General features: G+C 43.8%; 20 protein-coding genes. 19 read left to right on the top strand and 1 reads right to left on the bottom strand.

The window, feature by feature from the left end; translation table 11 throughout:
- Positions 1–335 precede the first annotated feature (335 nt).
- From NST34_RS31830 to NST34_RS31745, 18 genes are all read left to right on the top strand, one after another.
- Entirely contained in the window at positions 336–2,288 is a 1,953-nt protein-coding gene (locus tag NST34_RS31830) for an endonuclease MutS2 (RefSeq protein WP_341059106.1), read from the top strand.
- Between the two features lie 191 nt (positions 2,289–2,479).
- The gene (gene opp4A / locus NST34_RS31825; protein WP_341059107.1) at positions 2,480–4,210 is read left to right on the top strand and encodes an oligopeptide ABC transporter substrate-binding protein; all 1,731 of its coding nucleotides are present in this window, start codon (positions 2,480–2,482) and stop codon (positions 4,208–4,210) included.
- A 74-nt stretch (positions 4,211–4,284) separates the two neighbouring features.
- Positions 4,285–5,229, top strand: coding sequence for a D-alanyl-D-alanine carboxypeptidase family protein (locus NST34_RS31820; RefSeq protein ID WP_339244147.1), 945 nt, complete (start codon positions 4,285–4,287; stop codon positions 5,227–5,229).
- A 315-nt stretch (positions 5,230–5,544) separates the two neighbouring features.
- Positions 5,545–6,585 (top strand): LCP family protein, encoded by a 1,041-nt coding sequence (locus NST34_RS31815; RefSeq protein ID WP_179085792.1) that lies wholly within the window; start codon positions 5,545–5,547, stop codon positions 6,583–6,585.
- Positions 6,586–6,778: 193 nt separating this feature from the next.
- Positions 6,779–7,204: a CBS domain-containing protein gene (locus NST34_RS31810; protein ID WP_042193039.1), complete on the top strand. Its 426-nt coding sequence runs from the start codon at positions 6,779–6,781 to the stop codon at positions 7,202–7,204.
- A gap of 213 nt (positions 7,205–7,417) precedes the next feature.
- On the top strand, positions 7,418–7,720 hold the full coding sequence (locus NST34_RS31805; RefSeq protein ID WP_170880353.1) for a MazG-like family protein: 303 nt from the start codon (positions 7,418–7,420) through the stop codon (positions 7,718–7,720).
- A gap of 6 nt (positions 7,721–7,726) precedes the next feature.
- The gene (locus tag NST34_RS31800; RefSeq protein ID WP_149644935.1) at positions 7,727–8,644 is read left to right on the top strand and encodes a DUF2232 domain-containing protein; all 918 of its coding nucleotides are present in this window, start codon (positions 7,727–7,729) and stop codon (positions 8,642–8,644) included.
- Positions 8,645–8,655: 11 nt separating this feature from the next.
- Positions 8,656–10,662 carry a DHH family phosphoesterase gene (locus NST34_RS31795; protein WP_042193037.1) on the top strand — a complete coding sequence of 669 codons (2,007 nt, stop codon included), beginning with the start codon at positions 8,656–8,658 and terminating at the stop codon, positions 10,660–10,662.
- Entirely contained in the window at positions 10,659–11,105 is a 447-nt protein-coding gene (gene rplI / locus NST34_RS31790; RefSeq protein ID WP_042193036.1) for a 50S ribosomal protein L9, read from the top strand. The genes NST34_RS31795 and rplI overlap by 4 nt, the downstream gene beginning before the upstream one ends.
- Position 11,106: 1 nt before the next feature.
- Positions 11,107–12,474, top strand: a complete 1,368-nt coding sequence (gene dnaB, locus NST34_RS31785) for a replicative DNA helicase (RefSeq protein WP_042131710.1) — start codon at positions 11,107–11,109, stop codon at positions 12,472–12,474.
- A gap of 209 nt (positions 12,475–12,683) precedes the next feature.
- Positions 12,684–13,970 (top strand): adenylosuccinate synthase, encoded by a 1,287-nt coding sequence (locus NST34_RS31780; protein WP_341129485.1) that lies wholly within the window; start codon positions 12,684–12,686, stop codon positions 13,968–13,970.
- Positions 13,971–14,132: 162 nt separating this feature from the next.
- Positions 14,133–14,783, top strand: a complete 651-nt coding sequence (locus tag NST34_RS31775) for a hypothetical protein (protein ID WP_076285056.1) — start codon at positions 14,133–14,135, stop codon at positions 14,781–14,783.
- A 309-nt stretch (positions 14,784–15,092) separates the two neighbouring features.
- A complete protein-coding gene (locus NST34_RS31770; protein WP_076285055.1) occupies positions 15,093–16,637 on the top strand; it encodes a M23 family metallopeptidase in 1,545 nt (514 codons plus the stop codon).
- A gap of 189 nt (positions 16,638–16,826) precedes the next feature.
- Positions 16,827–17,558 carry a response regulator YycF gene (gene yycF / locus NST34_RS31765; protein WP_042193032.1) on the top strand — a complete coding sequence of 244 codons (732 nt, stop codon included), beginning with the start codon at positions 16,827–16,829 and terminating at the stop codon, positions 17,556–17,558.
- Entirely contained in the window at positions 17,558–19,387 is a 1,830-nt protein-coding gene (gene walK / locus NST34_RS31760; RefSeq protein WP_042193031.1) for a cell wall metabolism sensor histidine kinase WalK, read from the top strand. Before yycF ends, walK begins: the two co-directional genes overlap by 1 nt.
- Positions 19,384–20,676 carry a YycH family regulatory protein gene (locus NST34_RS31755; RefSeq protein ID WP_042193030.1) on the top strand — a complete coding sequence of 431 codons (1,293 nt, stop codon included), beginning with the start codon at positions 19,384–19,386 and terminating at the stop codon, positions 20,674–20,676. The genes walK and NST34_RS31755 overlap by 4 nt, the downstream gene beginning before the upstream one ends.
- A 38-nt stretch (positions 20,677–20,714) precedes the next feature.
- A complete protein-coding gene (gene yycI, locus NST34_RS31750; RefSeq protein WP_042193029.1) occupies positions 20,715–21,455 on the top strand; it encodes a two-component system regulatory protein YycI in 741 nt (246 codons plus the stop codon).
- A 14-nt stretch (positions 21,456–21,469) separates the two neighbouring features.
- Positions 21,470–22,279, top strand: coding sequence for an MBL fold metallo-hydrolase (locus NST34_RS31745; RefSeq protein ID WP_042193028.1), 810 nt, complete (start codon positions 21,470–21,472; stop codon positions 22,277–22,279).
- On the opposite strand, the gene NST34_RS31740 is transcribed toward NST34_RS31745, so the two are convergent.
- A complete protein-coding gene (locus NST34_RS31740; RefSeq protein ID WP_042193027.1) occupies positions 22,245–22,454 on the bottom strand; it encodes a hypothetical protein in 210 nt (69 codons plus the stop codon). The genes NST34_RS31745 and NST34_RS31740 overlap by 35 nt on opposite strands.
- A 374-nt stretch (positions 22,455–22,828) precedes the next feature.
- Between NST34_RS31740 and NST34_RS31735 the strand changes: the two genes are divergently transcribed.
- A complete protein-coding gene (locus NST34_RS31735) occupies positions 22,829–24,073 on the top strand; it encodes a S1C family serine protease (protein WP_042193026.1) in 1,245 nt (414 codons plus the stop codon).
- The last annotated feature ends 263 nt before the right edge of the window (positions 24,074–24,336 follow it).

Raw genomic sequence — 24,336 nt, 5'->3', positions numbered from 1 at the left:
GAAGACTTTAGCAGGCTTGTCATGAGGCGATTACGTGCTCTATTTGAGTTCGTATTACGCAGCAGTCTGTTGTTCCTTACGGGTGGATGATTTAGTTAAGAACACACGAAGCGTCAAATGGCCTCTTTACGGCTGTTGTTCTCTTTGTAATTAACCGTGCTCTTATTGCACGGTTTTTTTGTTTTTCGGCACCTGTTCTCATTTCGGGGCCTTAGGACGATAGAGGGCATCAGTATAAAAAGAAGGGCAAGGACTGCCATAGTGGCATTCTTTGCCCTTCTTTGCGTTATGGAGAATTAGGTCCAAACCAATAGAGATTTGAAGGAGGATTTGCTGTGAATTTACAAAGTCTAAACACGCTGGAATACGAAATCATTAAAACAGAGCTTGGGCGCCACGCAGTATCTTATGTAGGAAAAAAAGCTGTAGAAGAGCTTATGCCAATGACCTATTTGCCGACGATTCAAAGAGCAATGGAGGAAACTTCTGAAGCTAAAGAACTGCTGGAACGAGGATCGAGTGTACCCATTCCTTCATTAGAAGGCATTGAGTGGATCATGTCATTAATGGGGACTGGATATTTGTACAGTGAGCAAGATTTCACTGCGGTTGCTACATTTCTTAAGAGCTGTAGTCAACTGCGCAAATATATGGCCTCTAAAGAACAGAGTGCTCCACGGATTGCTGCATATGCATCCTCGTTGATGGAGTTAAATCACGTGAGGGAGGCTATTGATCGTTGTATCCGTTTTGGTGCGATTGATGATGGAGCAAGTAAGGGGTTAGAGCGAGTTCGTAAACGGATTGTAGTGGCTAAAGAACGTCTTCATAAAAAAATCGACGGAATTATGTCACGCCATCAATCGATTTTGCAGGAGAATATTTATAGTCAGCGAGGTGGGCGTTACGTTATCCCCGTAAAACGGGAATATCATAAACAAATAAAAGGATCGGTGCTTGATCAATCCACAAGTGGACAGACGGTGTTTATTGAACCAGACGAGATCGCTGCTCTCCAAATTGAGCTTGATTTACTTTTGGGTGAAGAGGCGCGAGAAGAAGCCGTAATCCTCAGCATGCTGACTAGCTTGGTAGAACAGGAACAGGCTGCCCTGCACCTTAATATTGAAGCTACGGGCACGTATGATTTTATTTTTGCTAAAGCTAAATATGCACGAACACTGGGGGCATCTTCTGTTACGCTGAATGCGAAAGGCTTTCTAAAGATGAATGGAGGCAGGCATCCCATGCTGAAGGGGATGATTCCGATCAATCTGGAGGTTGGTAAGGGGTATAAATCCCTCATCATTACAGGCCCAAATACAGGTGGTAAAACTGTGGTCCTTAAGACACTAGGGCTGCTGACGATCATGGCTCAATCGGGGCTGTTGATTCCGGTCGAGGAGGGTAGCGAATTCACTATTTTTACGGATGTAATCAGTGTAATTGGCGACGGACAAAGTCTGGCACAATCACTCAGCACATTCTCGGCGCAAATGAAGAGTATTGAGGGAATGCTGAGAGATGCATCTAAAGGGGTGCTGCTGCTCATTGACGAGCTGGCGGCTGGTACGGATCCCGGGGAAGGCATTGCGCTCTCTATCGCGATTCTGGAAGAGCTGAGCCGTAAAGGGGCGAATATTATTGTTACTACACATTTTAATGAGCTAAAAGCCTTTGCAGCCGCAACGACGGGCTTTCAAAATGCGCGAATGGAATTTGATAAAGAAACGCTACAGCCGTTGTATCGATTGACGATTGGAGAAGCGGGGGAAAGTTACGCTCTGCAGATCGCTAAAAAGCTGGGGATACAGGATAACGTTATTAAGAGATCATGGGAAATCGTAGAGGCGCAGCAACAAAGGCTACAGAAAGGCAGCGGAGAGGCATGGGGAAATCTTTTCAGCAAAGATGGAGAACAGGAATATGATGCACTTCCAGTAGAGGAACATGGCAATGCAGAAGAAGAGGCTACTCCATCTGACCGCAGCAAGGAGAAGCTGATTCAATTTGAAATTGGAGATGCAGTTGTGGTAACGTCACTTGGCCGCACAGGGATCGTTTATGAGAAGAGAGATCATTTAGGAATGGTTGGGGTGATGATCCAGAAGCAAAAAATGAAAATTAACCATAAGCGGTTGAAGCCCTATCTTTCAAAAGAAGAGCTATACCCGGAGGAATATGACTTTGATATTATTTTTGAGAGTAAGGATACACGTAAAAAGCGCAAGTTGATGCAGCGTAAGCATGTTGAGGGTTTAACGATTACGCACAGAGATGAAGAATAGATTCAATGAAGATCTGTCCACGAGACAGGTCTTTTTTTATAGATATAACGAAATAAGTGAATTTCAAGCAGGAGTAAAGGCCTAGGGCTTAGAAGTTATTGTAACCACCATAAAACTTTGTTACAGTAAAAATATTTATGTTCCATAACTTAAATGTAGATATACGTTCAACTAGAGAAGGGAAGAAACACATGAATAATAAGAAAATATGCAGGTTGTTGTTAACGCTGCTCGTGATGGCAACTCTATTGTCAGCATGTAGTAGAACAACTTCTAGCAGTAATCCATTATCTTCGCGCCATAATATAGTAGACGATAAGCCACAAGCTGGTGGAGTAGTTACCTACGGATTCTCCTCACCATTTACGGGTTTGTTTGAGCCTGCTTTTTATGAAGGTGAAGATGATTTTCATGTGCTGGAGTTTATTACTGAGCCGATGTTTCAGGTAAATGATGAACTAGTGACGGTTCCTAATATTGCCTCTTGGCAGGAATCTGATGATCATAAAGTATTTACCTTTAAAATTAAACCGGGAATCCGTTGGCATAACGGTGATGAATTAACGGTAGAGGATTGGAAATTCGCAATTGAAACTATTGCTAGTCCAGATTATACGGGCTCGCATTATTATAGTGTTGAAATGATTCAGGGTGCAGAAGCCTATCATGAGGGAGAAGCGAAGGGCATATCCGGATTGAAGGTTATAGATCCTTATACTTTGAAAATAACTGTAACTGCTGCACGGGTAAACACCATCGATAGTCTGTGGCCCTATCCGATGAATAAAAAATACTATACTGGAATTGCTGTTAAAGATATGCCTGAAAGTGACCAGATGCGAAAATCTCCTATAGGTATTGGCCCTTTTGAGGTTGAACATATTCAGCCTGGCCAGAGGGTAGAAATGAAACGTTTTGATCAATATTACAAGGGCAAAGCGCTATTGGATGGGATAGTGTATAAGGCATTTGACGATAAGGAAGTGGCTGAACGCTTTCAAACAGGAGAGATTGACATAGAGTCAGCCCCTCGGGATGCTTATGATGATCTAAAAGAACTGGATAATATTAACATCCTGCAAACTGCTGAGCTAGGCTATGAATATATAGGTTTTAAATTCGGGCATTGGGATACGGAAACCGAGACCATCGTAATGGATAACCCTAAATTTGAAGACAAAAGATTACGGCAAGCTATGTATTATGCTTTAGATCGTGAAGGGATCATCAAAGCATATTCCCACGGTTTAGCTGAGCCTGTAGAGACTCCAATATCTAGCACTAGCTGGGCGAAGATCCCTGATACTGAGATTAATGCTTATCTGTATAATCCTACAAAGGCCAAGGAACTGCTGGATGCTGCTGGGTTCTTGGATCTAGACGGTGATGGATTACGGGAAGATCCAAAGGGCCAAAAGCTGATGATCCATTTTGATTCTATGCTAGGCAGTCAAACAGCAGAGCTACGTACTAATGCCATTTTAAGAAATTGGCGTGATGTTGGACTCGATGTACAGCTGAACGGTGGAGCATTAAAGGAATTCCATGCTTTCTACGACGCAGTGGAAGCCGATGATCCGTCTATCGAACTATTTTACGGAGTATGGGGGTTAGCGAGTGATCCCGATCCAACAGGTCTATGGAGAGAAAATGATCTATGGAACTATCCCCGTTGGTCTTCCGAGCGGAATGAAGAGCTGATTCGTGAAGGCGTAAGTATGAAGGCATACGATATGGATTATCGTAAAGAAATATATTATGAGTGGCAGAAGCTGGTTAATGAAGAGGTGCCTATGATCTTTTTTGCCGAACGAAAAGCGATAGTTCCAGTAAATAAGCGCCTACAGGGCGTTCGCGTGAATTCAATGAGTACGATTATTGACCCTTATAAATGGTGGATTAAGGAAGAGGAAGAAAAATAAAATAATAATTTTTTGTGAAAAGTGAAATCAAATTGTAGTTTCATTCGTCATATATAGTATGGAGGATGACGACGATGAAGAGACGGATAGTAGTGGGGGCAATCGCAGCTGTATTAGTCGTTGTCTTAATTGCGGTATGGAGGCCAACTGGGCTTGGTTTTAAACCGAATATTGACGCGGAATCAGCAGTGCTTCTAGATATGGATACCGGAGATATATGGGTGGATATTAATGGTGATGTACCCATGCCACCGGCCAGTGTATCTAAATTAATGACAGAAATGATTGTGCTGGATCAAATCTCCTCTGGAATGATTAGATGGGAGGATAGAGTCCCAATTAGTGCCTATGCAAGTAAAATGGGCGGCACAAGTCTCTCATTGAAGCGGGGAGAATTCTATACTATAAGAGAATTATTCGAAGGAGTCACTATTTATTCTGCCAACGATGCTACTGTTGCATTGGCTGAGTATATGGCTGGTTCAGAAGCCTCTTTTGTGCTCATGATGAACGACAAGGCACATAGTCTAGGCTTATCTTCTCGTACAATATTTACTAATGCAACGGGCCTATCAGGTAAGGATCTTGGTTTCACTGATCCGAATATGCATATCAGCGGTGAGACTATGATGACAGCTCGTGATACCGCTAAATTGGCTGCCGCACTAATCTATCATCATCCGGATATTCTCAATATTTCCAGCCGTACACAAATGCATTTGAAGAATAAGGGGCTATATGTAAGTAATAGCAATTTCATGTTGCCAGCTATGGGTGGCATTTACGCTTATGAGGGTACAGATGGTTTAAAGACTGGACATAATAACCGGGCAGGATACTGTATTGCAGGCTCGGCTCAGCGGGATGGGCATAGGCTTATTGCAGTCGTTATGGGGGCAAAGACTTATGAGAGCCGATTTGAAGGGGCAGCAAAATTATTTGATTACGGATTTTTCCGTGGTTTACAATCCGGAGATCGGGTTAAACATATGATGAATCCGCTCAGAATTAGGAACTAAAGTCGGAGCGCCATACCAGTATTTATTACTTGGTTTGGTGCTTTTTCCCTATTCATGTCGTTATTTGTGGTTTCTTTTTATCCATTTAGTGATTACAATAGAAATATTGTTTTAGTCCACATTATTTTAGAACCGCAAAAAACTTTTTTTCTATAATTTTGAATGACCTGAATTTCTTGAAAGGGGGGACAATAAGATAATGGAATAAGGGTCAGTTGATCGCCGTGAGAAATAAAGTCATGACTGCCTGATAAAGATTCAGGAAGCATTATATATATGGCAAGCAATTATTCTACAATAAAGAAGGAATCAAAAATGAAGGAATCAAAGATGAAAAAAATAAAGAAAAGATATATCGCCCTCATTGTTCTTGTTGTTATTATAGCGGGAGGCTTTCTGTTTCGTAATTCCCTGGCTGTATTAGCCTTCGACCTCTTTTTGTCTGATCGGGTTGAAACTAAGCTAAAGGAAGAATCTTACCAGCCGCTTAAGGATGATAATAAGGTTAAGCCAGAACCGGTTGTGTACAAGAGCGATCCGTTCTCAATTATGTTGCTAGGTACCGATCAACGTGATAATGAAACGGCACGTTCAGATACCATGATGTACGCTGTTGTTCGGCCTGAGGACTATAAGATCCTGCTCATTTCTATTCCTCGTGATACGTATACGGAAATTATAGGTCATAAGGATAATAAAAAGGATAAGATTACACATGCCTATGCTTTTGGGGGGCAACAGATGGCCAAGGATTCTCTAGAAGCTCTGCTTGGTCATGATATTCAATATTATGCGACAATAAATTTCCAAGGACTCAAGGATGCTGTAGATGCTATTGGAGGCGTTCCGCTGCCGATTAAGAAAGACATTGTGAACAAGGGTAAGGATCATGAAAAGTTTACAATTGAAGCTGGAAAGTCGCTTTATAACGGACAAGAAGCATTGAACTATACGCGTTATCGTGAAGATAGTGACTTTAACCGTACCAAACGCCAACAGGTTTTTATTGATGTTGTAGCGAATAAAATGTTATCGATCAGTCAAATTGGCAACATTCCGAAGTTGCTGGATATTATGGGAGATAATTTTAAAACCGATATAGAGCCTTCGATGATCATTAGTCTAGCCAAAAAATTCATGGGCGGAAAAGGCATGGATATCTCAAGCTTCACAGTTATGGGTGAAGGTAAACGTATGGATGGTGTTTACTATGATATCGTTGATGAAGAGGATTTGAGTGAAGCTAAGGCGATGATCGACAACTGGATGAGTGCAGCAACACCTGTAGATCAACTAATTGAGCCGGGAAAAGCAAGCAATGCACTGGAGCCTAAATCAACAGCAGTTACGCAATAATTCTAAAGTGGAGTTCAAACTCATATAATTAATTGCAGCAGCCATTCACATTCTTATGGCTGCTGCTTACTGTCTTCATGCTATAATGTATTGGAACGATTATTAAGCTGCCACGTATTAATAATTTTGCATGGTAGTAAAAGGAAGTTAAAGAACCGTAATTCCTTCGGAACTCTTTGAGGAGGATCAAGAGATGAATATTGCATTTTTTTTACTTCCGAAACAGGAAGTCGCTTGCGTAACGATCGATTCAACGCTACGCCAAACGTTGGAGAGGATGGAGTATCACCGTTATACTGCTGTCCCTATTCTGAACCGAAATGGAGAATACGCTGGTACGGTTACAGAGGGTGATCTGCTCTGGTATATGAAGGAATCCGAGGGCAAGGTTACTTTCGAGAACGCTTCAAAATTCTTGCTTAAAGATTTGCCGTTGAGGATGAATAACAGACCTGTCTCGATTGATGCGGATATGGAAGATCTGATTAATTTGGCTAAGGTACAGAACTTTGTTCCTGTAGTCGATGATATGAACCGGTTTATTGGCATCGTTCGCCGGAGTCAAGTCATAGAATATTGTGAGAAATTTGTATCAAAACAATCTCAAGAGTCATTATAGCCCAATTTATTCGCGGTAATAGAAGCAATCGGAACAAGGCCTGTATTTCCGGCGATAACGGAAAGCAGGTCTTTTTTAAAAATGTAAGAAGTACTAGTTCATCCCTTGTTGAAGCATACTTAAGGTGCGCGGGGCGCCCTTGTGTGACACGGAATTTTTTATGCTATAATGGAGAATAAAGCTTTTTGCCGGAGGTAGAGAGACGTGTCCAATGTGCCGAAGGATCTGGATGTCGCTAAACGCGCCAAGGTAATTGAATGGTTAAAAACAGAAGTGATTGACCAAGTTTCACGGTTATTTAAAGCGTTATGGGAAGGCAGTACTACCCGTGTGGGCGACAGCCTGGCTAGTTTGATTATGAGCTCTTATATTTTGGGCCGCAGACTAGGGATTCCCTATCGTCAATTAGATGACTTGCTACTCGAGAAGCTCAGAAAGCATAAGCAGGAAGGGCATCAACTGGAAGAATGGTATCAAGATATATCTGCTTTAGAAGAACATATGCGTAAGAGGTGAATACTGTTGAAATTTCGCTGGTCATCTGTGGCTTGGAGCGTAGTATATTTACTTTTGCTGCTTAGTTTAACGACTCCACTGCTCATCATCACTACCCTATTTATGATTGTTCCGGCAGTAGTGTTATTCACTACGCTGAACACCAAACAATTCGTTCTACACGTATTGCCGGTGTTGCTGATTGTTGGTCTGATTACACCTATTTATGTGCTGATCGCGGCGTATTTCTTAATACCTGCTCTGGTTATGGGACGTTGGTATAAAAGACATGCTTCAGCAGTATCTACCGTGATTGCAGGTACGGTTACGATTCTTGGAGAATTCCTGTTACTCTTATTACTCGGTACGGCGTTATTTAACTTTGATTTGTCTAGCTATGTGAACGATGTGCTGCAGATGGTTAACTCGCCTCTGTCTGATCTTGGTACTGCTAATCCACTGTTTACTGATCTTGGATTTACGACTGAGGATGTAAACAAGCTAAGTCATATGACGGTTCAAATGATCCCAATGACTCTGATCGTAAGCTCTTTTATGATAGCTGTCATTACGCATTCTATTGTTCGTCCGATTCTGAACAGTATGAATTATGCAGTGCCTAAGATGAAGCCTGCTCGTGAATGGAGACTTTCGAGATCGTTTATTTGGTATTATTTGATTGGTGTGGTTCTTCAGCTCTTCTTCTCAGGATCAGAGAATAATTACATCCTCATGATTTCTGCCAATCTACTGCCGTTGCTACGAATTGGCTTTATGATTCAGGCGATTGGATTTTTCTTCTTCCTGGCGCATGAACGCAAATGGAACAAGATGGTTGCCATTCTGCTAGCAATACCGGTCATTTTGCTGCCGCCGCTACGCATTATCGGTATTATTGATCTTGCTTTCCCACTGCGGGAGTATGTGACGAAATCGAAACGATAGGGTGAGAGTTCATGCCTAAATTTCTGCAAAGACGCTGGCACGGCTATCATACCGTATGGGCGTTCATGCTGCTGTTGGCCCTTATTATAATTGTTAGTATTTATAACTGGGCTCTTGGGGTCGTTAGCCTGTTTCTGGCAGGTACATTATGCTTCTATATGCTGAAGACGGAAATTTCGTTCCGCCGTAATCTGGTGGAATATATTAATGGATTAACTTTTCGTATTAAGCGAGTGGAGGGAGAAGCAGTGAGTATGCTGCCCCTCGGAATCATTCTGTTTAGCGAAGATCGAACAGTAGAATGGAATAACCGCTATGCTGGTGATATTTTTGCGCGCAAGTCTTTAGTTGGGGAACCGCTACTGGAATTGCTGCCGGATATGCAGTCTTTTTTTACGACGAATGTATCGGGAAAACGGGATGTTCACAAAGAAGGCGTATTGCATGACACTCGCCTTGAGCTCACCGTGGATGAACGATTTTATCAAGCTGTCATTATTCCAAGTGAACGTATTCTTTACATGTATGATATCACTGAGCTTGTGGTGCTACGTGAACGTTATGAGGATGAAAAGCTGGCGATTGGCATAGTGATGATGGATAATCTAGATGAATCTGCTCAAGGAATGGATGATCAACAGCGTACTTCTCTGATCGCTAAGGTAGCGAGTGAGATCACCGAATGGAGTAAACAGTTTGATGTTTATCTGCGGCGTCTGTCGTCTGAGCGTTATCTAATGCTACTTAATCATCGTAGTCTGCAAGCACTGGAAGAAAGTCGATTCGTTATTCTCGATGAGATTAGGGAAATGACGGCCGATCTTAAAGTCCCTATGACACTGAGTATTGGTATGGCATTTGGAGCGGACTCTGCAAGCGAGCTAGGTGCCTTAGCACAATCCAGTTTGGATATGGCGCTCGGCCGAGGTGGAGATCAGGCTGCTGTAAAAGCAGGCCAGAGGTTGTCTTTCTACGGTGGAAAGAGTAATGCTGCGGAGAAGCGTACACGAGTGCGGGCAAGAGTCATTGCGCATGCGCTGCGTGATTTAATGCAGGAGAGCGACCGTGTGCTGATCCTCGGCCACCGGACACCAGATATCGATGCTGTTGGTGCTGCGATTGGCCTTCTGAGAGCCGCACAGATGTATAATGTAGAGGCTAGCATTGTGATGGAAACTCCTAATCCTTCCATAACGAACATGATGGAGCAGATTCGGAAAGACGATGAATTGTTTAAGTCGTTCATCACAACGGAGCAGTCTTTACAAGTGATGACGGAGCATACACTGCTTATTGTTGTAGATACCCATAAGGCATCTATGACAATGGAACCGCGGCTTGTGCAATATGCGAGTAGAATTGTGGTGGTGGATCATCACCGTAGAGGTGAAGAGTTCATCAACGATGCTGTACTTGTCTATTTAGAGCCTTATGCTTCATCAACCTGTGAGCTGGTGACAGAGTTGCTTCAATATATCCATGAGAAGGTAAAGATTAGTCCATTGGATGCTACAATGCTCTTAGCGGGAATTACTGTAGATACGAAGCACTTTGCACTGCATACAGGCTCACGTACATTTGAAGCTGCAGGGTTTCTGCGCCGAAATGGTGCGGATACCGTTCTTATTCAGCGTATGCTGAAAGAGGATTTACAGGAGTATATTTCAAAAGCCGAAATTATCAAACATGCGCGTATGATTTATGATCAAATCGCCTTGGTCGTTACGGCACCAGGTATGAAGATTCCACAGCTACTTATCGCTCAAACTGCGGATACATTACTTGGGATGACGAACGTAGTCGCTTCATTTGTCATTAGTGAGCGACCAGACGGCCTGATAAGCATTAGTGCTCGATCACTTGGGCGTATGAATGTACAGGTCGTGATGGAAAAAATGGGTGGCGGTGGGCATCTATCGAACGCCGCGGTACAGCTAGAAGGAACATGTAAAGAAGCAGAAGCCAGACTGCTGCAAGTGCTGGCTGAAATCGAATCGAAAGAGGGTTTATTCGAATGAAGGTCATTTTCATAAAAGATGTTAAGGGTCAAGGTAAAAAAGGTCAGGTTAAAGAGGTATCCGAAGGCTATGCTTCGAACTTCCTATTACCACGTGGATTAGTTCGTCCGGCAACGGAAGGCAATGTGAAGACGCTTGAGAATCAAGCAGCTGCTGAACAACGCCGTAAAGATAACGAAAAAGAAGAAGCTCAGCAACTGGGCAAGAAGATAGATGAGCTTACTCTTACTATGAAAGCAAAAGCAGGTGAAGGCGGCCGTCTATTCGGTGCAATCACGAGCAAACAAATTGCTGAAACGCTAGCTTCCACTCAAAGCATTTCCATCGATAAGCGCAAGATTGAGCTAGGAGAGCCGATTCGTCATTTGGGAGTGTTTCAAGTAAGTATAAAACTACACACTGAAGTAAAGGCTACCCTTAAGGTTCAGGTAACGGAGGAGTAACATGGGTGGAGATCTCTTTTTCGATCGGGTTCCCCCGCAGAATCTTGAGGCGGAGCAAGCGGTAATTGGTGCTGTTCTGTTGCAGGATGAAGCGCTCATTACTGCAATGGAACGGGTGAATACCGAAGACTTCTACGATAAAGCGCATCAAATGATTTTTGAGGCGATGGTGCAGCTCGGAGAAGAGAGCCAGCCGATTGATCTTGTTACGCTTACTTCTAGACTGCAGGACAAGGGAGAGCTCGAAGATATTGGTGGTGTTAGCTACCTAGCTAAGCTGGCGCATGCTGTGCCTACTGCGGCTAACGTAGAATACTACGCACAGATTATTGAAGAAAAGGCTATGTTACGGCGTTTGATTCGTACAGCGACGCAAATCGTAAGCGAGGGTTACACCGGCGGCGAAGATGTAGCCGATATGCTTAGTGATGCAGAACGGCGAATTCTTGAAATCTCTAACCGGCGCAGCGGCAGTGGATTTATCGCAATCCGCGATGTTTTGATGGAAGTATTTGATAAGGTTGAACTCCTCCATCAGAATAAAGATAAGGGCGGCATGTCAGGTATTCCAACGGGATTTGTGGATTTAGACCATATGACTAATGGATTCCAGCGCAATGATTTGATTATTGTTGCAGCCCGTCCTTCTGTAGGTAAGACAGCATTCGCGCTAAATATTGCTCAGAATGTGGCCGTACGTGCCAAAGAGACGGTTGCTATATTTAGTCTGGAAATGTCTGCGCCGCAGCTAGTACAGCGGATGATTTGTGCCGAAGCTAATCTGGATGCGAATACTATGCGTACCGGTGACTTCAAGAGTGATGATGATTGGTCGAAGCTGACTATGGGCATTCAGTCCCTATCGGAGGCGGAGATTTATATCGATGATACAGCAGGGATTACTGTAACGGATATTCGTGCGAAATGCCGGAGGCTCAAGAAGGAAAAGGGCCTGGGGATGATCGTCATTGACTACTTGCAGCTCATTCAGGGCCGCGGTAAAGGCGGGGAAAACCGTCAACAGGAAGTATCGGATATATCCCGTACTTTGAAGCAGATCGCTCGTGAATTGGACGTGCCGGTTATCGCCCTGTCGCAGCTTAGCCGGGGTGTGGAACAACGTCAGGATAAACGACCGATGATGAGTGACTTGCGTGAATCCGGTTCTATCGAGCAGGATGCCGACATTGTTGCGTTCTTGTATCGTGACGACTATTACAATCAGGACACTGAGAAGAAAAATATTATTGAAATTATTATAGCTAAACAGCGTAATGGTCCGGTTGGGACAGTAGAGCTTGTCTTCCTCAAAAACTTCAACAAGTTCGTTAACTACGAGCGAGCACATGCAGAACCATTTGCTGGGTAACCTGTCATGTATGATATCCGAACGATTGCACATTTCTTTGTGTAATCGTTCGTTTTATTTGACTTTGAAAAAAACGGCTGTTACACTGAGTATTGTCCTTTAGTGGGTAAATCCGCTTGGAGTCCGGAGGGCTACGTACATAAGAATGACGTACAGGGCCCATATTATGAAAAATAATGGTGCTTGCTAGCACCTACGGAGGAATGAACATGTCAACGGTAGTCGTCGTGGGAACACAATGGGGAGACGAAGGTAAAGGGAAAATCACTGACTTTCTAGCGGAAAGTGCAGATGTGGTTGCCCGTTATCAAGGGGGCAATAATGCCGGTCACACGATTCTGATTGACGGTGAGAAGTTTAAGCTCAGCTTAATCCCTTCTGGTGTATTTTATAAAGAAAAGACTTGTGTAATTGGTAACGGGATGGTTATTAATCCAGCTGCCTTGATCCAAGAAATTAATTATATTCATGAGAACGGATTTGACACTAAAAACTTAGTGATCAGCGACCGGGCTCATGTTATTATGCCTTATCACATGGTACTGGATGCTCTGGAAGAAGACCGTAAGGGTCCGAACAAGATTGGTACAACACGCAAAGGCATCGGTCCATGTTACATGGATAAGGCTGCACGTAACGGTATCCGTATTGCTGACCTGATGGACGCTGAGGAATTCGAATTGAGACTTCGTCACTTGATGGAAGAGAAGAACCAAGTGATTACTCAAGTATATTGTGCGGAAGCTCTTGATGTTGAAGAGATTCTGACTCAGTACCTGGAATATGCGGAAGTGCTACGTAATTATGTGACAGATACGTCGGTCATTCTTAATGAAGCTATTGATGCAGACCGCAAAGTATTGTTTGAGGGTGCACAAGGGGTAATGCTTGATATCGATCAAGGTACGTATCCGTTTGTTACTTCTTCTAACCCTTCTGCAGGTGGCGTATGCATAGGTTCTGGTGTTGGACCTTCTAAGATTAAACAGGTTATCGGGGTTGCTAAAGCCTACACTACTCGTGTTGGAGATGGCCCGTTCCCTACAGAACTGAACGATGCAACTGGTGATTATATCCGTGAAACAGGTCATGAATATGGAACAGTTACAGGACGTGCTCGCCGTGTAGGTTGGTTTGACAGTGTTGTTGTAAGTCACGCTCGTCGTGTAAGTGGAATCACAGGCTTGTCTCTTAACTCGCTGGATGTGCTGAGTGGACTTGAGACTGTGAAGATCTGCACAGGCTACAAATACCGTGGTGAAATAATCACGCATTACCCAGCTAGCCTTAAGATGCTTGCAGAGTGTGAAGCGGTATATGAGGAGCTTCCAGGTTGGAGCGAAGATATTACTTCTGCAAAAACATTGGATGATCTGCCAGCAAATACACGCAGATATGTTGAACGTGTATCTGAGCTTACAGGGATTCCGATCGCCATCTTCTCAGTAGGCCGTAACCGTGAGCAGACGAATCAAGTAATGCCAATTTATATCTAAATAAATTTAGTCATTTATAAGGGACCTCGCGAGAGGTCTCTTTTTTATGTTTACTTTTATGTGTATGTTTCCCGAAGCCGGTTCTAGTCAATACTGGGAGTATAGAAAAACATGGAAAAAATATACCAGATAGACTTGAACATAGGTGAGAGGAGAGAAGAAATGAAGATCGTGAAGCGTGCACTGGGAGTATGTCTAATTGTAGTACTCGCAAGTACACTTTCAATTCTAACTACGGGCGTGGTTGTAAATGCTTATATTCAGTCGGTTCTGGCGAGCTTCGATATTAAAGTGGATAGTCCAGGCCCAGGTTTAGGTGGGATGGTCAAGAGCATTATTGGCATGGATAGCCAATCGGACTCCAATAAAGCGAATAAAGAAGCGACGACAACAGGCAGCGCGGTAAACAAGGATAAAGATAACAGTAAGGATACACCTGAAAAAGGGGAGCCGGTGGAGGAAAAAGTACCCGAGGATGCTTTACCGGTTATGGGCCAAGCCTCAAATGAGTCTTCTACTAACGAAAGCCAGAGTGGAATTTCAGAGGACCAGAAATTGGTAATGACACCTGAGGCAATAGGTGACTTAAAAGATAATCTCCCTTCAGCGGAGAAGGTAAATATATTCAATATCTTGATGTCCAAACTACCGCAGGATGAGATGCAGAAAATCTCCACGGCGATGGAGGATGGTCTAACGGAGGATGAGGTTAAGGAGCTGCAACAAGTCATTGCCAAATATGTTGATCCCGATGAATACGAGAGTATAATGAAAATGCTTACACCAACTACAGAAACTCTACAGCAACCATAGTAATTGTCAATTTCTAGACACAAGAAAAAGGCTAAATTTTCATATTTGCGCAAAAAACCCGCGTATTTCGTGGGTTTTTTTATGTGTACAAAGTTGAAATTTTCCGCTCAGCTATGGTACATTAGACAAGGATGTTCAAAGGGTTAATTTTTTGTAACCAATTGTAACCTTTTTGAGGGTCCATTAGAAGCAGGAAATTAGAACTAGGATAAGTGGAAATATTCATGGTCGTAATCTATATACTCGAGATCGTATAACTAGCTTGGCCGCTCGTCTCGGATGACCGAGCGGACTGAAAGGGAGAGTTTCATGAAGGGATTTAAGTTCATGCGCCGGATGGGGAAACTGCGGAATAGTGACACAGCAGAATCCGGAGCAGATGTTCAGCAGAGCCACAATTTCGATCACGACTCCACACACTTTCATCAAGAAAAAGGCACTCGTAGATTCCGGCGCTCTTGGATTTTGGGAGCTGTTGGTCTAGTACTTCTAACCACTGTGTTGATTGGTGCAGAGAAAAAGTATGTAGCAGCCAATACTGAAACCTTCTATCAAGTGTTGGTGAAGGGTAAGGAGATCGGGAAGCTTAACGATCAGGCACAGCTTAACCAGCTGTATGATAAGAAGCAACAGGAATATCAGGATAAGTATCCAGATTCAACGATGGTGCTTCAGACAGAAGGCATTACAATTAAACAGGAGAAAGCGTACAAGCCGGAAGTTGATAGTGAAGCAACGCTTAATAAATTAGATGGTATGCTGAAGGCCTACGCCGTAGGTGTACAATTAATGGTAGATGGCAAAGCCGTTGGCATTGTTAAGGATCAAGAGACCGCAAATGCGGTACTTGAAGGGGTAAAGAATCATTATGTTCCGCAAACTGAAGTAGCAACGGCTAGTAAGCTCACAAGAACAGCTGCCTCAAGTTCAAGTGCTGCGAAAGCAAAAGCTCCTAACCAAGTGGAGTCAGTCAAAATTAGTGAAGAAGTTGCTATTGTTCCAGTGAAGACAGATCCTAACAAAGTGTTGGATGTCGAGGAAGCGGTCAAAACTCTTACCGAGGGTAAAGAAGCACCACTTCTTTATACCGTTCAAGAGGGCGATACGATTTCGGGGATTGCCAAACGGTTTGAAATTACACAAAAAGAGATCTATAGTAACAATCCGGATGTGAAAGAGCTGACGTTGAAGATTGGAGATACACTGAAGCTGAAGGTACCACAGCCAGATGTTACAGTTGTTACTGTAGAGCAAGTGTCAGAGCAGGTGGTTACTGAGCCTGAAGTGATCGTGCGGAAAAGCGACCAATTACCAGCAGGCAAAAGTAAGGTCGTTCGTCCAGGACAAACGGGCCTTAAAGAAATGCAGTATCGGTTAACAAAGAAAAACGGAATGGTCGTACAAGAAGAGTGGTTGGGTCAGACCGTTATTAAATCTTCTCTCCCTGAAGTGGTTTATCGGGGTACGAAGGTAGTTGGTGAAGGAACAGGCATGTTCAGTTGGCCAGTAAGCGGAGCAACCCTTACTAGTAGTTTCGGTGAGCGCTGGAGCCGTGCTCATAAGGGTCTAGATATGGTATCTGGCAACCGGAGCATTAAAGCCTCAGATGCCGGAACTGTAATCTTTGCTGGTGTGAAGAGTGGATATGGAAATGTGGTTATCGTGGATCACCGTAACGGATACGAAACTTATTATGGCCACTTAAACAGCATCTCCGTTTCTACGGGACAGCGTTTGGAGCAAGGCGCCAAAATTGGCGTAATGGGCAATACTGGACGCTCGACGGGAACACATCTGCATTTTGAGATTCGGAAGAATGGCACTGCAGTAAATCCAATGAAGTATTTGCGATAATTCATACTTTAACCTCAACTGCTCGATTAAACTCGAGCGGTTTTATTTTTTTTAATATAGGGATGACGATATAGCTGTTTCTTTTTGCTGGTGAAGCCGATTCCTTATTTCGTAGGATGTGACGGTAAGACAGGTATGTTAAAATAAAGGAATGATCTTTAAGTAGGGATAGGAAGGTGAAGCTGAGACATGCAGATGGGAACGATTCTGGTAGTAGACGATGAACAGCCTATTGCTGATATATTGAAGTTTAATCTAGAAAAAGAAGGCTACGAGGTTATTTGTGCTTTTGATGGTAACAGTGCAGTAGAATTGGCATTGTCCAAAAAGCCTGATCTTATGCTGCTTGATCTTATGCTGCCTGGTAAGGACGGGATGGATGTTTGTCGTGAGGTTCGTTCTGCGCATTTGGACATTCCTATCATTATGCTTACTGCCAAAGACGGAGAGATTGATAAGGTGCTTGGTCTAGAGCTTGGTGCGGATGACTATGTGACCAAACCTTTTAGTACACGTGAGCTACTCGCCAGAGTGAAGGCCCAAATGCGGAGACAGCACAAACCGTCACCGCCGGGAATGGCGAATGAACCTGCAGAGACCAGACAGGGTATATACCATTTTGATCTATTTATTGATACAGATATGTATCTGGTTTATAAGGGTGGGGAGCCGCTTGATTTGACCCATCGTGAATATGAGCTGCTCTACTATATGATTAAACATGCGGGTAAGGTGATGACCCGGGAGCATTTACTGCAGGCTGTGTGGGGATTCGAGTATTTCGGCGATGTGCGGACCGTAGACGTGACGATCCGTCGTCTAAGAGAGAAAATTGAGGAGAATCCCAGCAAGCCGGAATATATTTATACTCGGCGCGGACTTGGCTATTTGATGCATAGCCCTAAAAGCGGAGGACTGTGATGAAGTGGTGGTCCTTTTTCCGGACAATTCAGGCCAAGCTTATTATTATTTATGTGCTGCTGATTCTGATAGCTATGCAGTTAATTGGAGTCTATTTTGTCAGCTCGATGAAGAACTCGTTAACGGATAACTTCACGAAGGATCTTAAAGCACGTGCGGAGATGCTGTCCATCCTGACTGCTGATAAATTCGGTAGTGAGGCTGGTACCGTTGACGAGGAAACGGCTGTAGAAAGTCTGCGTGGTATGGTTAATAATCTTTACATTAACGGGGCCGAGATTCAGGTGCTTGATGCCAGCGGCAAAATCATCACCACCTCCGTGCCCTCACAGAATGACTATGTCGGACAGCGCAACACTCAGACCGTAGTCAATCGCGCCTTGCAGGGGATCAGTGATAATGAAGAATATATTATTGCTGATGATAATGTGCGGAAAAAGGTTGTGGCCAAGCCGGTACTTTCCGGTGACAAGGTAGTAGGTGCAATCTATATTGCTGCTGACATGAAAGATTTATATGCGACCATGGGCAGGATCAACAGTGTATTCATCTCTGGTTTGCTGTTAGCCTTGGGACTGACAGTTGTCCTATGTGTTATTCTTGCACACACCATTACGCAGCCGATTAAAGAAATGACTAGGCATGCAACAGCTGTTGCTGAGGGTCGGTTCAATCGAAAAATGCCCGTGCTCGGCAACGATGAAATTGGACAACTCAGTCAGGCATTCAATTATATGACCGGCAGATTGCGTGAGGCGCTCTCTCAGAATGAGGAAGAGAAAGAGAAGCTCACCTCTATTCTGACGAATATGAGCGACGGTGTGGTAGCCACGGATGAGAATGGTGTAGTCATTCTTATGAACCTTCGAGCAGCACTTATGCTGGGAACAGAAGGTCCGTTGCCGGAAGGTGCGCCACTGGATAAATTGCTAGGTCTTGATTATGAGCAGAGTGGTTCCTTGGCTAAAGGAAATGCCCAGTCTGCAATGCTTCATCTGACACATATGGGTGGAGAAGATTCTAATATCGTGAGAGTTACGTTTACTCCGATTCATCGCCGTGAAGGTGGGATTGCCGGTACTATTGCCGTGCTGCAAGATGTAACTGAGCAAGAGAACCTGGAGGAATCACGCCGAGAGTTCGTCGCGAACGTTTCGCATGAGCTAAGAACACCACTTACAACGATTAAAAGCTATGTGGAGGCACTTGATGATGGAGCGCTTGAGGACCCGCAGTTAGCGGTTCGTTTTGTTGGGGTTATTCGTAACGAAACCGAGCGTATGATTCGTCTGGTTACGGATCTACTGCATCTGTCGCGTCTGGATTCCAAGGAGGCACTTCTCAGAATTCAGCAGACGGATATTACTGAAATGCTAGAGGATGTAGCAGACCGCTTTTCTTTTCAGATTCGGCAGAAGCGGATCGACATTAGTACAAGGGTCCGTAGGGATGTCAGCACAGCATGGCTCGATCGTGATCAAATCGATCAGGTCTTGGGGAATTTGGTCTCAAATGCATTAAAATATACGCCAGAAGGCGGTACGATTGAATTGGAGGCCTTGAAAAGTGAGGATGGAATGCTCTCCATTTCTGTACGTGATTCCGGGATTGGTATACCGAAGAAAGACATCGAGCGGATCTTTGAACGTTTTTATCGGGTGGATAAGGCGCGTTCACGGAATATGGGAGGCACCGGACTTGGCCTTTCCATTGCCCGGGAAATTGTGAAAGCCCATGGAGGCTCTATTTCCCTGCAATCCGAGCTTAATGAAGGCTCTAAGGTAACCTTTACACTACCTCTGAATGCGCAAAGGGGGAGTGAGGCATGAAGGAGAGATTGAAGTCATGGATTCTAGCCTTGCTCGTGCTGGGAAGTCTTGTTGAGAGTTACTATTTGATTTATCGCTTGCCTGGTGCAGACTCAGCGGTACTTTCCGAGAATCTATATGTGAAGACAGACAATATGGGACCGGAGGAAAAGGTTGAGAACCTGCTGTACCCTGATAAAATGATCATCCATATGGGCGATAACAAGCATACGCTTTTTTATCCAGACTCAACGTTCTATAGCTTGATTATGAATCGGTTAAAAGGGCGTGGATTTGAAAGCTTCCAGCGGCACTCGGTACAGGATTATGATTGGGATAAGATTCGAAATGAGAATCCGGGGATTGAGCTTTCGTTCGGATCCGGCATTCCGGTAACGTTACTTCAGCGGGTTATGCAGCTGTCACCTGATTCCCTATTTGAAGGAGAAAGCATTGATCGCATTTGGATCTATAACATTAAGAATGACTCCAAAGCGCATGCCATTTTCTTCAGTACGAGAGGCGACATTATATATGAAGCGGCAAAAGCGGATTTAACTGTGCAAGACGTGCAGCAGCATGTGGATTTCGGCAAGAACTGGACGCCTTACAAGTCCGTAGATGGTGATTATTATGTGCCAGACAGCAAGATTTCTCTGGTTCAGGTTGAGATGCCTTCAGGCATGTATACCATAGAACAAATGCAGAACAATCTTTTCTTCGATGTTGGAAGCACTAGATATATTCGCGAGAAAAATGGCTCGGAGATTTATACGGATAGCAAACGGAGTCTTCAGGTCGATAAGGAACGGAATTGGATGAGCTATAGCGATCCTGCCGCACTTCCAGCCGGAGACAGTACACCTGCCAAGGATGCGCTTGAAGCTGTAGAATTTGTGAACCAACATGGTGGATGGAATGGAACCTATCGTCTTGAAGCCACCGAGGAGGGGAGACAGGAGAGAAAGGTCTCTTTTCAACAATATTATGGTTCCTATCCATATGGCTCCTATCCGATCATGAGTAACTCGCAGCTGCAGTATGGTGTAATTAATCTGGAATTGCAGCAAGGCACCGTATCCTCTTATGAACGCTCGTTAATCTATATTGATGAGAGTAAGGCAGAGAAGAAAATCGTAGAGCTATCTGGAGGCGTGGAGCTAGAGAATCAATTGTCTGCGGTTAGCAAAACTTCGGCAGTGAAGGATTTAACGCCTGCGTATGTACCTGTAGTGAAAGAAGAGAAGCTGCAACTACTTCCAGTCTGGAAGGTTACGCTTATTGACGGCAGCGTTCTTACATTAAATTAATGTACAAGTTGTTCATATAACATTTAGGAGGTAAGGGTATGGATTGGGGAAGAGCCAAAAATGTACTAATTTGCGCCTTTTTAGGTCTAAATCTGCTGCTATGTTATCAGCTGTGGATTGATTTGCGCGATCAGGTTAGTGCCAATCTCGATTTCACTTCCCTGTCCGAAGAAACCCAGGCGGTCATGGAGCAGAAAGGGATTCGTGTGTTGTGTCCCATTCCGGCTTCTACCCCGCAGCTTCCTAATATAACTTATCGATATTCTGCTGAAGAGCAGAATGAACCACCCATTAAATTAGATGTTCCTATAGACAGCAAGCTGATCTATTCTTCTTTCACTGACCTTAGCAAGGCGCTTGAGAGTCAAATACCGGATATCGCAAATTATCGTTTTGATTCTCAAGAAAGTGAAGTTGGGAAGTTCGTGCTTCACCCGCTAGTTCAGAATCAGTGGTCGCTATTCCGAGTTAGGTTAGAGTTGATTAATAGTGATCAGAAGATTGTAGCTTTCCGCTCACCTAAGATTGAGATAGGGGCAAGCAGTAGCGATAAGGAACAGAAGGTACTGCCGGCATCGCAAGCGCTTAGCAGTTTGATTGAAAAATATTTTCCGGCAGACTCCGTAGTAAAGGAGATTGAGCTTGGTTATTATGGTGAGTTGTTCAACTCCGAAAGTCAGGTAGCTTCGCCAATGTGGCGGTTCATGCTGGAGAACGGCAATGCCTATTATGTGGATGCTATAAGTGCGGACATCATCAGTCCGAAGACAACAGATTAGAAGGAGTAAGGAAAATGGGGATTTCATTTACAGTACTGTCCAGTGGTTCTACCGGAAATGTAACGGTGGTTCGGAACGGGGAGACAACACTTATGATTGACGCGGGACTAAGTGCCAAGCGGATCGATGAGCTGTTGGCCATGCGCGAGCTAACGGGTAATGATATAGACGGGATTCTAGTCACACACGAGCATTCCGATCATATTAAAGGACTCGGGGCAATGGCCCGTAAATACGATCTTCCGATTTATGCGAACACCAATACCTGGGGAGCCATTGAAAAAGGCATTGGAAAAATACCCGACTATAACCGAATCATTATGGAGTCGGGACAGCATAGGGATTTTGGTAGTCTGCGTGTAGAATCGTTTGCAATTTCTCATGATGCGGCGGAGCCGGTGGGTTACAATTTTTATGATGGAAAAGAAAAACTGTGTGTAGCTACAGATCTGGGATATGTTAGCGACAAGGTAAGAGATGCGATTTCAGAGGCAGACGTATTGGTGCTGGAGGCGAATCATGATATTGAAATGCTGAGGATGGGACGTTATCCGTGGAATACGAAACGACGCATACTTGGCGACATGGGTCACCTTTCTAATGAAGCAGCGGGAGCAGCACTAAGTGAAATTCTCACAGGACGGACTAAACGTACCTATTTAGCGCATTTAAGCCGGGATCATAATATGATGGATTTGGCTAAAATGTCGGTACGTTGCGCAATGGAGGATCGGGGCTGTTTCTTTAAAGATAGTGAGTTTAAGCTTTGCGATACGTATTATGACCAACCTACGCCATGGGATAAGTTGAGCCAGTTGTCATAAGCTGATCAAGCTCAGCAGTCTTTCGTTCTAATTCTTGGCGGGAGATCAGGCCTTTATCGATCATCAATTCGATCATAGCACTGAAGGCAAGGGTCATATGGTAGTGTTCATCCTTCAAATCGCCAAGCTTACCGATAAACTCCACCAGATCCATACTTGTGGAAAAAGAATTCATAATTATACCTCCTTATGTAGTAAAAACAGAACTGGAGTTGTAAAAAATTCGCAGGCTTTTTACCTCAGGAAAATCACGAATTGAGGGTTGCCTGTGATACAATTATAGACGTGATAAGCAAACTCTAAATTTATGGAACCTTTCTATTAGTGTAGTCTTTTAAGTTGCAAAATATTCCTAGTAGAGAAGATATATTGAAAGATTCTAAAATTCTTTCGATTAACTGAAACTATTGTGTGGTTAATGGATAAAGTGAAACTTTTTAGTGATTGTTGGAGTCTAAAGGATGCAGAGGTATATGCTTGGAACGTGATTGCTAGAGGTTCAGGTTTTAGATACTGTGAACGGTTGGCAATAGAAGGGGGAGATTTTCGGTGGGATTGTTTGATGACGATTTCTATTCAACTAAAGTATCACGGTCCAGAGGGGATGAAGCATCAAAGGGATCATTTGCTAACCGCAAGCATTCTGTGCGAAGATCGCGCAAGGGCTTATCCACTTGGCAAATATCCGCCGTCTGCTCCTTAATCAGTGCTGTGGTGGCAGTCTTTTTATTCAGTATGCTTACTGGACAAATGAGTCACGAAACTGCCCCGAAGTCGGTAGTAACAACTGGGGAGGTTGCCCCAAGCAGAGATCCGTTTGACCGTATCATTCAAGCCGCTGCTACGGTTCGTCCTGCAGTAGTAAGCATTATCAACCATAAAGAAGATAATAAAGAATTGAACATTCTGGATGAGTCAGCATTAGGCTCTGGAGTGATTTATAAAAAGGTAGATAATAAAGCATTTATCATTACTAATAACCATGTCATCGAAGACTCTAGCAATCTTGAAGTCGTAACAGTAGATGGCGAGACACGTAAAGCTACACTCGTTGGAACGGATAAAGTGAGTGACATCGCGGTCCTTTCTATTGATGCCAAAGGGATCAATACAATCGCAGAGCTCGGGGATTCCTCGAAGCTTCGTCTAGGTGAAACGGTCATTGCCATCGGAAACCCGTTGGGACTTGGTGACACATTGACTTCAGGTATTGTCAGCTATACTGAACGGAAGGTTCCCGTATCCTTGAATCAGGACGGCGTATATGATTGGGAGCAAGAGGTCATTCAGACCGATGCAGCAATTAATGAAGGCAATAGCGGCGGGGCGCTTGTGGATCTGGATGGTAAAGTCATCGGTATTAACACGATGAAAATCTCCGATGCAGGTGTAGAAGGGCTGGGTTTTGCTATTCCAGCTAACCATGTGATAGATACCGCTAATGAACTGGCTGAGAAAGGGCGGATTGCCCGTTCCTACTTAGGCGTATATTCGGTAGATTTAAACAATCCTTACATTCCTCTCGCAGAGGACCAACGCAAGGAACTGAACCTACCGAACAATGTTAAGGATGGGGTTGTCGTTCTGGATGCTGTTGGACCTGCACAAGAAGCGGGAATACAGTTCAATGATGTAATTACGAAATTTAATGATGAACCTATTACATCCACGCTTTCCCTTCGCAAGTATTTATATAATCAGACGAAGATTGGTGAGGATCTGAAGATTACCTATTATCGAAATGGGAAAGTTAATCAGACTACAGTAAAACTTCTTGAAAAACCAGAGGAATAATATGCTGGAAGTCGGCATATAATGATATAGCAGTAATGACAAGTAGAGCGAACTACCCCTTCGGTTGAGAAGGTAGAGCTTCCTGAAATAGCGATACTCTGTATCGCTATCGGGGATCTATTTCTTCTAAAGTTTTGATAAATATGGCAATTATAAGCTGATTTAATCAATTTTGGGCTGACTGGCAACCCTTACATTGGAAGGTAATACTTATTAGGGTAGAAACGGATATATACGGATGCCAGCTTGCCTTTGCTAATCAG

This window comes from Paenibacillus sp. FSL H7-0714 (genome assembly GCF_038003765.1).
Taxonomy (GTDB): domain Bacteria; phylum Bacillota; class Bacilli; order Paenibacillales; family Paenibacillaceae; genus Paenibacillus_AQ.
This window is presented reverse-complemented; position numbering and strand designations above follow the sequence as displayed.